The sequence below is a fragment of the Luteibacter rhizovicinus DSM 16549 genome, assembly GCF_001887595.1.
GTDB lineage: Bacteria > Pseudomonadota > Gammaproteobacteria > Xanthomonadales > Rhodanobacteraceae > Luteibacter > Luteibacter rhizovicinus.
The window spans coordinates 2,990,689-3,004,937 of sequence record NZ_CP017480.1 but is presented as its reverse complement, the minus strand read 5'-3'; the positions used below and the strand labels follow the sequence as shown (position 1 = coordinate 3,004,937).

The following is a 14,249-nucleotide window of genomic DNA, read 5'->3' as shown; positions in this document are numbered from 1 at the left end:
GGTCTCGCTTCCGGATGGGACATGAATGCCGAAGTCGGCGACATCCTGGGCACAGTCACCAACGAAATCATGGAGTGCTCCGCAGCCTTCAGCCTGGTCCCAAAGCCGGTGGGCTGGGTTCCAGGTTGGTCTTACGTAGCCAAGAGTGCCTTGTCCATCGTAACGTACGTGACCGGTGTGTCCAACGACCGCCGCTAGCAGACCTGCGTGAGTGCCGCTGCCGTCAACCGGCGTATCGCCATCGAAATCGCCTCCGCCGGTATCTGATCGTCATGGTGGAATTCGTCACGTTCGTGCTCGCTGCCATTGCGGACTACTGGGGTCAGGCAGGGCAGCGCCGGGCCTGTTTGATCCTGGGCGCCACCTTGATTGTCATCGTGGTGGTGTGGGCGCTGGTCGCTCGACGTACCTCATGAAGGTCTCCTGGCGGAGACCTTCCGCGCGCCTCTGCCGGGCGCCCCTTGCATCACTACGTCACGGGGTTTCCTGGGCGAGTACTTCGCCCCTACCCGAGGCTCTCGACCTTTTGTCGCGCTCGTCGTTGACGGACATAGGCAGGCGGAAGTCGCCCGCTGGGCCGCTCAGCCGTCGTCTCGGCGCGGAGCATAAGCAGCAGGAACTTGCTGACCTGCAATGCCATAGGCACTATGACGATGCGTTAGCCGCCGTCGCTGCGACGGCACGCGGCGAACCTCAACCCTGGTGGCCGTTGTCGTGGTTGCGAAACCGCCACGCCCGAACTGCGTAAGCACTGACAGGTTATTTCTGTGACCTCGAAACCGCGCAGCGCTATCCAAGTACCGGCTGAGCAGCTTGAACGTTTATTTGACGCGTTGACGGATGTCGTTTTCTTCGTAAAGGATACCGAAGGACGCTATACCCACGCCAATCGAACGCTGATTCGCCGGCTACGGCTGACACAGCGGAGCGATGTTGTCGGCAGGCATGTCACGGAATTATTCCCACCTGGCATGGCCACTTCGTACGCAGCCCAAGACCGACATGTGCTCCGCGGCGATCGAATCGATCGGCACTTGGAGGTGCACGTCTCCGACAACCTTGCGGCTGGTTGGTGTCTTACGTCAAAGGAGCCCCTCATCGTGGACGGGCACATCTGCGGTCTTATCGGGATCTCCCGAGACCTCGGCTCACCGGATGGGAATGATCGCAGCTACCGCCGTCTCCAACGAGTGGTGGCCCACATGCAGGCGCACTTCGCCAGTTCCATCCGGATACTGGACATGGCAACGCTAGCTCACTGCTCTGTGGCGCAATTGGAACGCCATTTTCGCCGCGTTTTCCAATTAACCCCCCATCAGGCGCTGACGAAGATCCGAATCGAGGCCGTCATGCATCAGCTGCGCGGAAGCGCACCGATAGGCGCCATCAGCATGGCGTGCGGTTTTTCCGACCAGAGTGCGCTCGCGCGCCAGTTCAAAGCGACCGTTGGGGTGCCACCCAGTGTGTATCGTGCGATGTGCCATGACGAGCGCCGGACCGAACATCCCCCAGCGGAATGACGTCGGGTCATTGGCCTTGTTTGGACGCGGGTATGCAATTTTCCGCATGGCAGTCGCTGATTCCAAGCAAGCATCCGCTCGGGTATCTCGGTAGGGTGGTGACGCAGAGGGCGCGCATCGCAAAGACCCCGGTGGGCCGCCAAGCCTTGGCGTGCGCGGCGAGGCCATGGCGTGCACATGTCTGATCGACTCCTAGCTGCCCCTTGCGAGGGCGCTGAGCTTCAGCGTGACAAGAACACGCGGGACTAACCGACGAGAGATGGCCTCGCTCGTTCGCGACTGCATGGAAAAGGAACATCGCTATGGAACCGCCGACGGACTACTCAAAAATGCTGGCGGCTATGCCCAGCGACGAAACGTCAGCGCTCGAACAGCTCCTTGCTGATCCCGAGGGCGTCACAGCGTTAACCGACGGGCCGTGCGGACAGTTGGCTTTGAAAGGGCTTATTGAGTCCGATCACACAAACCGCTGGCGCCTCACGTCGCTCGGCCGCAGTGCCATCCGCCGTTCTCGAGCGCACGATGCACCTTTCGACTGGGCCAGCTTTCATCGCTTTTTGGCCGGTGGTGGGGGACACATTTTGACTTCGGCGCAGTCGGTGGTCGAGACCACCACAGAACGCGCCACGGGCGCCACGGATGGCATTGCACTGGTCTCGCTGTGCAACGGCGACCTTGGCGACGGCGGGTGTGCGAGCGAGCCATCGGCGGAAGATCGGCATTTGCCGGTCCAGGAGAACCGGCGAGAAAACCTCGCGCGTGTTCTGAACGAGCTAGGGGGCCATGAGCTGTCGACGCTGATCGCAACAGCTCGGCTGCTCGGCGTAACCCGGCTCGTGCTGCACGAGGCGCTGGCAGGCCTCGGACTGGGAGACGCCGAAGCGCGGGAAATCGAGTGGGCGATGAACCGACCGCTGGGGTGGTTGGACCAAGACCACCAAGGCACTCCCGACTAGCTCACGGCAGCCGGGATGGATGCCCCGTCGGCATCTCGAATCTCAGGCAATGTCCTCGACATGCATCAGCCTTCAAACACTCACTGAGGAGCGGCAGCTTCTCAGTATGATTTGAGCGGTGAGCCGAATACTGCTCAGCCAGTGGCGCCGGTGGTCAATTCCATGGGCTCATAGCCCGGAGCCCACCAAGCACCGGTCGATGCCACCGAGACGACGGAGGCACCTTCCAATCAGAACAGTTGGTGAGTTCTTCGTGCCAGATCTTTTTCCAGGTGCACGAAAACCGCCTTGCCCTTGTCCGTGGCGCCCCAGTACCCGTCGCAGTCTTTCCAGGCCAGATTTGCCCGGACAAGGCCAGCGCAAGCGCTGTCGTCCAGTCTGCCCGACGCCAGATAAGCGGTCGAACACAGCTGCCGAAGGGCGAAACGCTCCCCTTCGCCCAGTACGTTGACCAGTTGTATGTTTTCGTCCACCTCGCCCGCCCCCAGGATTTGCCGACGGTGCAGTGTGGCTCCTTGGTCGGCGAAGGCCGCGTGAGCCTGCGCCTAAGGCGGCAGCCCGCTGAGGCAGCCTTACCGCATTCAGTCCCGGGATCTCGTTCATCCTTCGCGCCGTCAACGCTCGCGGCGACCTGGCAGAAAGAGCGCATGCGCGGGATTCCGCGTCACCGCCGTGACTGAAACGCCCAAAGTCCGGCAGCGACGATGAGCGTCGCCACGCACGCGCCTAAAAGGGCCCGCCATGTCGCGACGTGGAGGGCGTGCAGGCATCTCCCCGCCACGACGAAAAAAATGAGAAGGAGCCATCCTTGCCGGGATGTCGGACCGATCCCAAAACCAAACCTCTTCGGCCCAAACCAGCGATTCTTCTGAAGCATAGAATCCGACCTTGTGCGGGATTTAACACGCAAAAGCATGCGCCTTGTTTGCGATACGGACAGATGGCGCTAGAGCAGGCGGTATTTGCATGAGCAAGCTGCGAATCATCATCGGCATGCCGCGAGTGACACAGCAAATGCTGGCCGGTTGAAGCACTGCAAACGCCCGCCAATTGAGGGCCGTGAACTATATGTCGCTTCAATCCCCCTCTCTATTGACGGCAAACGCATCCGGCCACATCAGTCGTTTAAACCTATGGCCCATGACCGCCGCGACCTCGCTTGGAGCCGCGCATGAGTTTCAGCGGACTGTGGCGTGCAGCCTTGACAATCGTACGGCAGGAATTAACGTGCCACATGGACAGCTCGCCCTCAATCAAACCCACTTCTGTCGCCCGCTTCGTGTGCGCCCTAGGCGGATCCATCGTCCCAGTTTCTCCGGGCAGCTGGCCGCTTTCTACATGGCAACCCACCGCCATTGAGGTGGTGTTCGCCGACTGGCCTGCTCACATCGACCGTCGGTCCCTCTGCTTCGAAAGTGTCGAAGAGTTGGGCCGACGACTCCCATATTGGGCCTCATCACAGGCGCATTTCGACCTATATCTGCAGCGCATCGCTGACCACTACGTCAGAGCTTCAGATGAGGAGCGTGCGCAAATTAAAGCCTGGATGGGACTACGGTTCGAGGAGCAATGGAAGCACCCATGGCACTCGACGTTTGCTTCCCTGGCGCCCTCGCTCGCCGAATCAAAGCTGGGACCGGGTTGGCTTCGCCGATATCTTAATTCCCGCATTTCAGAGCTCTTAGCGCCGCCCTTAGACACCTGGACGCATGCGCTGCCGAAATACATCACCGCTGCGCAGGCCCGGCTGCTGCAAGAATCCTTCACGCACTTGGCGCCGCGGCGGGCCTCTCGTGCGCGGCTGTAAACTGCGCTCGCGCCGCCGAGCTGGCCCTTGAGGCTCCCCTCGATTGAGCGGACGAGCGGACAGCACTCCTCGAGCCAGAAGATCAAGCATCACAGTGAGTGCTAGGCTCCATCTCATTGAGCATCTTCGTCCGACTTACGTAAGGCGACCTTAGTGATGAGCCGACCGAATTTCTCACGGAGCGGCGGGAGCGGCGAAGCTCAGCGGGATCGACCGCGTAGAGGGCGTCGATGACGCGACGTGCGGCCGCAACCATCCCGACGATCCCTATCCACTGGTGCTGGATCGGCAAACGATGGCTTCTCCGGACCGACCAGCTCGGCGGCGATCCGGTTACCCATTTAGGCCGCGCCCGCAGGCTCGGTGCAAAATGGCAAGCTCCACCGGATGGTGACAAGACAGCCACAGGGTCAGTTCGCTGTCTGACAGGATTCTGGCAACCACCCCGGCGAGCACAACGCCTTCGAGCACCGCCAAACCCTCGGCACGCTCGTTCTCAGGCAACCTGGACGACCGCCCCAGCGCAACCCGCCGGATACCGAGGCGCCTGAGCATGGCTTTGGCTCGACTGTCGGCCAAGAGCGCGTCGATGGCTTTGGTGACGCCATGGAACCGAGCCTCGGCCCTACCTGCTTCGGCGGTGAGGGCCAGTGCTTCCTCTTTCCGAATCCAGGCGCGCTGGGTGTGGCTTATCCACACAGCTGCGACTCCATCCGGGACAAGCGGGCAAGGTCGCCAAGGATCGCCAACGACGGGTACCTGCAGCTGTCAAGTATTGGGCGATTGCGGGTATAGAAGCACTTGGGCATTTCCGGAAAGAGCACGCGAGGCAGTACGAAGTAGTCCGTGGGCCCAGGTTGGCCATAGACGGCCCGCGCAAAGACCACAATATCCGTGTCCTCTGCAGGTCGGTGATTGAACCATTGCTGCGTCTTCCCGACGGGCCTCGACCCGTGCACGATGACAAACGAAGCGGTCCAGGCATTGTCGATTTTTAGCCGCCATCCGTCCCGTTGGACCATTGAGCCAGCGTCTTCCAGAAACTCGATGGCAAAAGCCGTCAGGCTTTCCCGCCAATCCGTCAGCCATCTGCGGATTTCGGCATACCGATTGTGTCGGTCTGGCGTGTAGTCAAGTGCCCTGTATAGACCGGACAGTCCCCCAAAGCGGCGCGCCAGTCCATGGCTCGACATCAAGCCGGGAGCCGCGTCTATGAGTGGCGCGGTCAACTTCCCCTTGAGTTTGAGGACGCGTCGCACGCCGATAAGTAGATCCTCATTGGACATGTGTTTTCGGCGCTCCAACCGCTCCGCCCTTACCGCATTGAAAAGGTCCGCCGGAACGATGGCCTCAAAGGCATCGTCCTTTCTGACCCAATCAATTTCCGGATTCTGTGTTGTTCGCCCGGCGAGCTTTTTGCTTGAGCGGCAGTACACCGCGTGGCCGACATATTTTTCATTGTCCAGAATCGTCCGAACGGTGGCATACACCCACCGCTTTCCACGATGACTGAGGATGTCTTGGTCGTTGAGTTCGCGTGCAATGGCCGAACAGCCTTGCCCTTTCAGATACCGCTCGAATATCCAGCGAACCCTGTCTACTTCCTCAGGCGGCCCCGGCACCAGGATAATTCGGTCCGAAGCCAGGCTCTTGCGGTCGCCGTCGGCGAGCAGGAATTTTGCGTCACCATCAGCGCTCACAAGGAGCCGGCGCAACCCATATCCCGCGATTGCGCCCTGTCGATATCCCATCTTTGCAAGGCGGCGTTGTCCCGCCGAAACCTTGGTCGAGAGCTCCCGGGAATATTCGGCCGCCATGGCCCGTTTGATGCCCTTGAACACGAGCGAAAACGGACTTTGGTCGTTTTCGAACGACTCGCCGACGTACAGGACTTGTACGCCTGCACGCCAACACATGAACTCGTGAAATGCGGCTTCATCGGTGTTCTGGAACCGGCCCCAACGGCTGACGTCCAGAACGAGGACAGCATCAAAGCCGGCCCGACCGGACCGGATGTCTTCCATCATTGCGGTCAGTCCTGGGCGGTGTTCGATGGTCAGCCCACTGCGGCCTTCATCCCGGTACTCGCGGACGACTGACATGCCGTGTTCGGCCGCATAGGTTTCGATGGCGGCTTTCTGGTTTGCAAGGGAATACTGCTGCATGTCTGTCGACATGCGCAGATAAGCAGCGACAAAGACCGGCAGGGCCACGGAACCGGCTGCAGGTCGAATGGACACGGACATAACCGCACCTTCGTCAACGGCAGGCCTGTCGACTGTAGGCCGACTTCAGCTGTGCGGGAACCCTGTGTCAGCCGTGAAACAGTTTTCCGTGGGGGCCGCCGTGCTCGGCTGCGGCCAAAAACTCTGGCCGCAGCCGCTCGATATACTGCCACCATGAATCCTCGTGAACACCATATCCTCGACGTCGCCGCCCTCGTCCGAGAAGCAGCAGCCATGGGTGATGCTGCCTTGGGGTCGGATATGGACGAGGCCCGGTTCCGGGCACAGCTGATTGCGGCCAAGGCCGATGATGCCGGGTATGTCGACCTTGCTCTTGCCGCTGCCCACCTCGTGGCCGTCCTGGGACCTGTGGGAACAACACCGGGCGTGGGATATGGCGCGGGCATGCTGCGCGTCGCCGATGAACTCGACAGGCTCGGATTCGAACCGCTCTGAAAATCAGAGGCGGGCGCGCCAGCAAGACACTGGCGATGAGTTCCAAATTTCTACGGATGTCTCCGCCGCACGTTGACGAGCGGGAGCCTACCTTGCAGAACCAATAATCCTTCCTTGACCTTGCCGCCTTGACCTTGCCGTCCTGATTATCGACGGCGTTGCCTTGAGTGAAGCACTCCTCGGCGGCGATCTATCGGGAGCCCAGTTCCTGGCAAAAGTCATCGCCACACAATCGGTGGGCCATCACCGGGCCGGCGTGCCCGCGCTGTCAGGCTACGCGCTGGCGGTGCTGGCGCAGGCGGCGCGCGGTGCGTTTCAGTCGCTGGAAGAAATCGCTGCCGCCCGATTGACGGAGTTCGCACAAGCATGGGACCGAGCGACGACGCCCCTTGAACGACGCAACGCTTTGGCCTCCATGATGAATGACGGCATCGTGCGCAGTGAACACCTCCCCGAAGATGGGCTCGAACCGGCGTTTCAGGCCAATCTCGATCAAGTCTGGCAGGCCCTCGCTGCTTGAGGATCACCGAGAGACGCCGTGGCGGTGCTGCGCCGCGAGCGAGCACACCCGCAGTCCAGGCTTTTCGCAGCGATCTCTTAAATGACGCTCGGCGAGCGCTCGAGGAGGTGGACGCGGGTCGGCATGAGCAGCTTACGTTGGCGGCCGAAGCGATGCGCCAACGCCCGAGCCACAGCAGACGCCCAGTCATCGCTCGCACCTTATCCAAGCCGCTGCTACTGAAGGGACTTGAGTTCGACAACGTGTTGGTGCCGGATGCATCCCACTTCGTCAGGAAAAGAACGGTCCAAGCGAAGCTTTTCTACGTGGCCATATCGCGGGCGAGCCACTCGCTCACCATCGCGTCGAGCGAACCCGTGCTTCGCTTTCCGGTGCCGCAGCTCTGATCGGCAGCGACCATGGAGCCATCATGCGTGATCTAGCCCCGTCCGCTAGTTGGTCACTCATTGACGTCGCGCGCGGAATTGGCTTGGGGCCGTAATATAGTTTTTGTGCGAACCATCTCAACGCTGCGTCTCTGCCCGCTGCCCGCAGACGTCAGTCAGCTTCGTCCCGTCGAAGTGCCATCGAGACCTCGTGGGGCCACTGATCGTAGAGCGACTTTCATTTCCGCTTCGGAACGAGTTCCTCGGGCGACCGACTCTTCAAACGCCATCTTTGCCTCGCTTTTGCGCGAAAATAGGTGTCCCGCCACCTTTAATCAGTCCAAGATGCGTGCACGCTGATAGATGCGACTGATCAGCGCTTCAATCTGGTAAATCCAGGCTGCCGCGTAGTAGCGCCTCAGAACAAAGGGCGCGCATCCGCGCGTCGGCTTGGTCGCTAATGGCCCGGAGCGCGCGACCATACTCCACCGTCCACGTCGCCTGCGCATCCAGATCGCACCATCGCTCCTGAAGCGCTGCGGGAAGCGCCAGTACGGCGATCCCTCCGGATTCGACGGCGCGCTTCAGGTCGTCCGGTTCCGCGGCAAGGATGTGGCCCACGATCCACCCTTGTTCGTCGGTCAGCCAAACGTGCGGGAGCAACACCTGATGCAGTGTCTCCAGCATGACCGCTCCGCCGCGCAAGAGCATCCGTTCGAGCGCGTCCAGGGCCGCCTGATGTTGACGAACGTCCGCCGCGGCGTTCAATAGATCGATGTCTCGATTGGCCTTGGCCTGCGCCGCGGCCCGACGCTGGATCAGCGCCGCCCTGGCCTCAGCTTTCGTCCGTTTGATCTCGTTCGCTGGCACCGCGGCTCCGATACTTCGGGACATTCAACGGAGGATCGTTGCGTTCGTCCATGCGCGGACGCGCGACATCTCCAGGATCACGCAGGATATTCCAAACTGCGGGACTCGTGGCAATGAGCGCTTCTTCGACCTTGGCCATCGCCACGCACAGGTCCGGCCATTCGCCTTGGGCGTATCGTTGGGTCACATCTGCCATGGCGGTGTCGTTCCCGCTCGTCGCGTGGTGGCGGAGCAGTTGGCTGACCATGTGTCCTGACAGCAATTTGGCCGCGAACCGACCCAAAGTGCGTCGAAAGTCGTGCATGGTAAGGCCCACATCGGTCAAATCCGCATCGGCTTTGATCGTCGCAAGGATTGATTTGCTATCTACATAATGCCCCTCGACCGCCTTGGGATTACGCGCGGGAAACACCCACCGCTGCGTTTGCTCCAGCCGCCACTCCGCGCGGTCCACGATGGCCTGCGCCTTAGCCCGGAGCACAATATCCCGGGTGCGCTCTCGGACCTGCTTGACCTCACGCCGCCCCGTCTCGATGGCTTCGGTCAGGACTTGCTCTCCTTGCTTTCGAGCCTCCATTCGCCAGCGAAGCACGCGCTCGGCGAAGTAAGCCACTGGCAGCAGCTGCGCCTCGCCGGCTTTGGTGTCGTGCAAGAAAACCTGGGATCCACGCAGGCCCGTTGTGGGATTCTTCGCCTCCGGGGTCGGTGCGAGCCACACCCACGAAGCGAGACCGTCCAGCTCCTCCGGCGAACAGCTCGCGTACCAACACAGTCGGGCTGACTCGCTGCGACGCGTGCCCCACAAGAGACTCAGGAGGATGTAGTCCACGGCCGTGGCGTTTTGGCCTTGCTGCATATCGCGCCGAGCCACCAACGATTTGAGCACGGTGGGCAGAGATTGCTGCCCGGTGGCCGAGTCGTCTACGCCCAAGGGGTTTCGGACCCGTGCCGCTTCGTAGTGTTTGCGCAACTCCCGCGTCGATCGGTGCAACCCCTCGTCGGCCAACACCGTGAATGGGTTATGCAGCAGTGCGGGCTGTCGTAAGGCGCCGACGGCTGCCTTTCGTTCTTGACGGATGGCGCGCTCGACCGCTCGCGAAGCATCACTGAGCGTGTGCTCAGCCGCGGCCATGCCAGCCGCAAAGGCCAACTCGACGTTCTTGCCCGTCAATCGGAGCTTCGACACCAACGCCGCCCGGTCCAGGCGCCACCATTCGCCCGCTTTCTCGAGCTTGGCTTTGACATCGGCGGGCAAGCGGTTGGACCGCAACATCGCGGAATGACGGACCTGATTCCACGCGCGCTTGAGGAGATCGTCGGTCAGCGCAGTGATGGCCAAGTCCGCCAAGCCGACCTCCGGCCGTGACAGACGGGCGAGCGAATCCTGCGCGCCCTTGACCCCGGCGGCTTTGGTCTTACCCCTGCCCTGCTGCTCCTCCAAAAAACGAATGTAGCCCTGGAGTGCCTGGCTAACGGTCAGCCCTCGGGCAGCTTGAGCGGCCTCGGCACTGCGAAGGGCCAGCCGCGGATCCTCGCCGGTCGAGCGGATGAACGATCGCTGCGCGGCCGCCTTCTCGTGAGCTTTGGCGAGCGACAATTCCTGTACGGAGCCAAGCGAGAGGCGGACGGCTTTCTTGCCGACACGAGAACGCACCTCGTAGAACGCCCCAGTGGGTCCGACATAGAACCCAAATCCGGGCGGAGCCCCTTGCGAACCATCGGAAAATCGGTACGGTCGTTTGCCCGGATTCTCTTCGAGTACGGTTTTGCCCTCAGCATTGACGGTCGGACGTTGGTCTACCGTGAGCGCGCGCAACAGGGCTTGCGACAAGCGATACTGCACCACCTTAGCGCTGGGCATGCTTACACCTGTGTGTCCATGGCACGGGCATTGTCGCACAAGGGATGTGCCGTGGACACACGTAAAACCTCGGCATTCCCGGTATGGACGCTCTATGGACGCTCCCCTTGCGTCGAACACAAGAAATGACCGGTCACGAATACATCATGTCAACGCTCGAACCCAAAGAGAATCTAGCTGTGTCAGAACCTTCGCCGATATCGCCGAAGGCGCAAGAACACACTCCTTTTATGCGTCAGTACCTGAGCGCGAAGGCCGAGTATCCGGACATCCTGCTGTTTTTCCGGATGGGCGACTTCTACGAGCTGTTCTACGACGATGCCCGCAAAGCGGCCCGGCTGCTCGACATTACCCTGACCCAGCGCGGCCAGTCGGCCGGCTCGCCGATTCCCATGGCGGGCGTGCCCTATCACGCCGTGGAGAACTACCTGGCCCGCCTGGTGAAGCTGGGCGAGTCCGTGGCGCTGTGCGAGCAGATCGGCGATCCCGCGCTGTCCAAGGGGCCGGTCAAGCGCGAGGTCGTGCGTATCGTCACGCCCGGCACGGTGACCGATGCCGCACTGATGGAAGAGCGCCGCGACAACCTGCTGCTCTCCATTGCCGCCGGCCAGACCGGCTACGGCCTGGCCTGGGTGGATCTCTCCACGGGCCGTTTCCTGCTGACCGAGGTACCCACGGCGGAAGGCCTCGCCGCCGAACTCGCGCGATTGCAGCCGGCCGAGACCCTCGTTGGCGAGGACGTAGCGTGGCCCAAGCTCGTCTCGACCCTGCCCGGCCTGCGCAAGCGCCAGCCTTGGCACTTCGACGGCGACGCCGCACGACGCGAGCTGTGCCGCTTCTTCAAGACCCGTGACCTGCTCGGCTTCGGCGTCGACGGCATGCCGCTGGCCGTGGCCGCCGCCGGCTGCCTGCTCGGTTATGTCGAGGAAACCCAGAAGGCCGCCCTGCCCCACCTCACCGGCATGGCCGTGGAGAACGCGGGCGAGACGATCGCGATGGATGCCGCCACGCGGCGCAACCTCGAGATCGACACGCACCAGAGCGGTCGCGTCGAAAACACCTTGCTCGGTGTGCTCGACGAAACCGTGACCCCGATGGGCGCGCGCCTGCTGCGTCGCTGGCTCAACCGTCCCTTGCGCGATCGCCAGGTATTGCGTGGGCGTCACCAGGCCATCGGTAGCCTGATCGATGCACGCCGCCACGCCACGCTGCGCGAACGCCTGCGAGGCATCGGCGATCTCGAACGCATCCTTGCGCGCGTGGCGCTGCGTTCCGCGCGACCGCGCGATCTATCCACCTTGCGCGATGGCCTCGCCGCGGCGCCAGCCCTGCGCGAAGACATCGACGGTCTCGACAGCCCGCTGCTGCACAGCCTGGTCGAACGCATCGGCGATCACGCCGACACCGCCGCCCTGCTCGCCCGCGCGGTGATCGCGCAGCCGCCCGTGCTGTTGCGCGACGGTGGCGTGCTGGCCGAAGGCTACGACGACGAACTCGACGAGCTCCGCCAGCTCTCGACCAATGCCGATCAGTTCCTGGTCGACATGGAAGAGCGCGAGAAAGCCGCCAGCGGTATTTCGACGCTGAAAGTCGGCTACAACCGCGTACACGGCTACTACATCGAAATCACCAAGGCGCATTCCGAGAAGGCACCGCAGCATTACACGCGCCGCCAGACCACGAAGAACGCCGAGCGTTACATCACCGAAGAGCTCAAGCAGTTCGAAGACAAAGTGCTTTCGGCGAAGGAACGTTCGCTGATGCGCGAGCGCGCACTCTACGAGTTGCTGCTCGACAAGCTGACCGACCGCCTCTCCGAGCTGAAGGTCGCCGCCACGGCCATGGCCGAACTCGACGTACTCGCGAATCTCGCCGAGCGCGCCGAGACACTGGATTGGTCGGCACCGGTGCTGCACGACGAGCAAGGCATCCACATCGAACGTGGCCGCCATCCTGTCGTCGAGAAGGTACGCGACGAACCCTTCGAGCCGAACGATCTCGTGCTCGACAAGGGTCGGCGCATGCTGGTCATCACCGGTCCGAACATGGGCGGTAAGTCCACTTACATGCGGCAGAACGCGCTGATCGTGTTGCTCGCGCATGTCGGTAGCTACGTACCGGCGTCGGCCGCGACCATCGGTCCGATCGATCGCATCTTCACCCGCATCGGCGCCGGTGACGATCTCTCGCGCGGCCAGTCGACCTTCATGGTCGAGATGAGCGAGACGGCGAACATCCTGCACAACGCCACCGACTGCAGCCTGGTGCTGATGGATGAAGTCGGCCGCGGCACCAGCACCTACGACGGCCTCTCGCTCGCACGCGCGGCAGCGGTGCATCTGGCCGCGACCAGCTGCGCGTACACGCTGTTCGCCACGCACTACTTCGAGCTGACCGAGCTGGCGGGCGACTTCCCGACCATCGCCAACGTGCACCTGGACGCCGTCGAGTACGGCGAACAGCTGGTCTTCATGCACACGGTCAAGGATGGCCCGGCCAACCGCAGCTTCGGCTTGCAGGTAGCCGCCCTGGCCGGTTTGCCCAAGGCAGTGATCGCCGATGCGCGCCGCTACCTCGCCGCGCTGGAGCAAGGTCACGAGGTGACGGTCGCCGTCGCCACACCGCCTGCCGCGACGCCGCAGATGGGCCTCTTCGCGCCGTCGCTGCCGTCACCCGTCGAGGAGGCGCTCCGCGCCATGGATCCGGACGCGCTTTCACCGCGTGATGCCCTGGACCAGCTGTATAAGCTCAGGAAAATGCTGCGCTGAACCATTGAGAAGCCCTATGGAGTCGATCTGAACAATCGAATTCCCCTCGGGTAGCAGGCTTCCTATAGTGAACGTGCGGTCTGGGCCTTCGGCTCAACCGCAACGGGGCTTACGACTCTCCATCTTCCCGCCCCGTGACGTCCCCCGCCCCACCCGTGTCAGCAGCCCGGGTGTGGATCTCCGGGGGACGGTTTTTTTGTGGCAGGCCGTATTGGTGCGCCTCGATCATCGTACGCATCAGCACGACGAAAAGATCCGCGCTGAACAACGACAGCGTGTGGACGCTCCACAGCATGTATCCGTGCGCGTCGAACAGACGCAACGAACCATCCGGGCCACCCTCGTCGAGCTTCGCGATCTCCTCGATCGCAATGCGTTGTCCATCGACATCCAGGCCTATGCGACTCAGCTGGAGCTCGGTCGTCTTGCCGAACGCCGCCGCACCTTGCGCACGAGCAGCGAGCCGATCTGCGTCACTGATGGCATGGAACGTCAACACCTCGCCGGCTTCCAGCGAACGAAGCGCCAGCGGGCCGCGCTCGCGCAACTGGCCTCCGATGATTTCGCCGCGAAGACGAACGCCGTCACCATCGCCATCCAGCACATCGATCCAGGCATCGCCCGGATCGCGGCGAAACGCCAGCGCATTCGCCGGCCCGAACAGCCGGTGATCCGTACGATAGAGGCAGAGATCGGCCATCGCCATGAACGACACGAAGACGCTTTTTCGCGACGCCGCGTGATACGCGACGATGCCGTGTTCATGCAGGTCCAGCGCGATCTTCGGCTTTGTCGCCATCCAGGGGAGTAGCGAGCGAATGGCGCCCAGCAAGCGAGGGGTACGCGTGCGCCCGTGACGACTAAGCAGCCGTCCCGGCACGATGTCAGTGGGAACGAGCAT

At 62.3% G+C, this 14,249-nt stretch carries 13 protein-coding genes and 1 pseudogene; 9 read left to right on the top strand and 5 right to left on the bottom strand.

The genetic code is table 11. The features are described from left to right. Nucleotides 1–21 precede the first annotated feature (21 nt). From BJI69_RS13655 to BJI69_RS13645, 4 genes are all read left to right on the top strand, one after another. Nucleotides 22–198, top strand: a complete 177-nt coding sequence (locus tag BJI69_RS13655) for a hypothetical protein (protein ID WP_244465246.1) — start codon at nucleotides 22–24, stop codon at nucleotides 196–198. A gap of 74 nt (nucleotides 199–272) precedes the next feature. Then, nucleotides 273–416 (top strand): hypothetical protein, encoded by a 144-nt coding sequence (locus tag BJI69_RS22535; protein ID WP_154670746.1) that lies wholly within the window; start codon nucleotides 273–275, stop codon nucleotides 414–416. Nucleotides 417–767: 351 nt separating this feature from the next. Further along, nucleotides 768–1,520, top strand: a complete 753-nt coding sequence (locus BJI69_RS13650; RefSeq protein ID WP_244890687.1) for an AraC family transcriptional regulator — start codon at nucleotides 768–770, stop codon at nucleotides 1,518–1,520. Between the two features lie 302 nt (nucleotides 1,521–1,822). Further along, on the top strand, nucleotides 1,823–2,476 hold the full coding sequence (locus BJI69_RS13645) for a hypothetical protein (RefSeq protein WP_046967209.1): 654 nt from the start codon (nucleotides 1,823–1,825) through the stop codon (nucleotides 2,474–2,476). Between the two features lie 230 nt (nucleotides 2,477–2,706). On the opposite strand, the gene BJI69_RS22320 is transcribed toward BJI69_RS13645, so the two are convergent. Beyond that, nucleotides 2,707–2,949, bottom strand: coding sequence for a hypothetical protein (locus tag BJI69_RS22320; RefSeq protein ID WP_046967208.1), 243 nt, complete (start codon nucleotides 2,947–2,949; stop codon nucleotides 2,707–2,709). 698 nt (nucleotides 2,950–3,647) lie between these two features. On the opposite strand from BJI69_RS22320, the gene BJI69_RS22310 reads away from it, so the two are divergent. Next, on the top strand, nucleotides 3,648–4,283 hold the full coding sequence (locus BJI69_RS22310) for a hypothetical protein (protein ID WP_125903052.1): 636 nt from the start codon (nucleotides 3,648–3,650) through the stop codon (nucleotides 4,281–4,283). A gap of 689 nt (nucleotides 4,284–4,972) precedes the next feature. Here the strand turns inward: BJI69_RS22310 and BJI69_RS13635 are convergent. Next, entirely contained in the window at nucleotides 4,973–6,529 is a 1,557-nt protein-coding gene (locus BJI69_RS13635; RefSeq protein ID WP_046967206.1) for a recombinase family protein, read from the bottom strand. Nucleotides 6,530–6,682: 153 nt separating this feature from the next. On the opposite strand from BJI69_RS13635, the gene BJI69_RS13630 reads away from it, so the two are divergent. The 3 genes and pseudogenes from BJI69_RS13630 to BJI69_RS23175 all read left to right on the top strand — a co-directional run. Next, the gene (locus BJI69_RS13630; protein ID WP_046967205.1) at nucleotides 6,683–6,964 is read left to right on the top strand and encodes a hypothetical protein; all 282 of its coding nucleotides are present in this window, start codon (nucleotides 6,683–6,685) and stop codon (nucleotides 6,962–6,964) included. 163 nt (nucleotides 6,965–7,127) lie between these two features. After that, nucleotides 7,128–7,484 (top strand): hypothetical protein, encoded by a 357-nt coding sequence (locus tag BJI69_RS13625; RefSeq protein ID WP_052767113.1) that lies wholly within the window; start codon nucleotides 7,128–7,130, stop codon nucleotides 7,482–7,484. A gap of 152 nt (nucleotides 7,485–7,636) precedes the next feature. Next, nucleotides 7,637–7,768, top strand: a pseudogene (locus BJI69_RS23175) (hypothetical protein); the annotation flags it as partial. A gap of 462 nt (nucleotides 7,769–8,230) precedes the next feature. Here the strand turns inward: BJI69_RS23175 and BJI69_RS13615 are convergent. Further along, on the bottom strand, nucleotides 8,231–8,719 hold the full coding sequence (locus BJI69_RS13615) for a hypothetical protein (RefSeq protein ID WP_046967204.1): 489 nt from the start codon (nucleotides 8,717–8,719) through the stop codon (nucleotides 8,231–8,233). Then, nucleotides 8,685–10,580 (bottom strand): Arm DNA-binding domain-containing protein, encoded by a 1,896-nt coding sequence (locus BJI69_RS13610; RefSeq protein WP_046967203.1) that lies wholly within the window; start codon nucleotides 10,578–10,580, stop codon nucleotides 8,685–8,687. The genes BJI69_RS13615 and BJI69_RS13610 overlap by 35 nt, the downstream gene beginning before the upstream one ends. A 230-nt stretch (nucleotides 10,581–10,810) precedes the next feature. Between BJI69_RS13610 and mutS the strand changes: the two genes are divergently transcribed. Beyond that, complete coding sequence (gene mutS, locus BJI69_RS13605; protein ID WP_046967202.1) at nucleotides 10,811–13,348, top strand: DNA mismatch repair protein MutS; 2,538 nt, start codon at nucleotides 10,811–10,813, stop codon at nucleotides 13,346–13,348. 109 nt (nucleotides 13,349–13,457) lie between these two features. On the opposite strand, the gene BJI69_RS13600 is transcribed toward mutS, so the two are convergent. After that, complete coding sequence (locus BJI69_RS13600; RefSeq protein ID WP_071924967.1) at nucleotides 13,458–14,249, bottom strand: hypothetical protein; 792 nt, start codon at nucleotides 14,247–14,249, stop codon at nucleotides 13,458–13,460.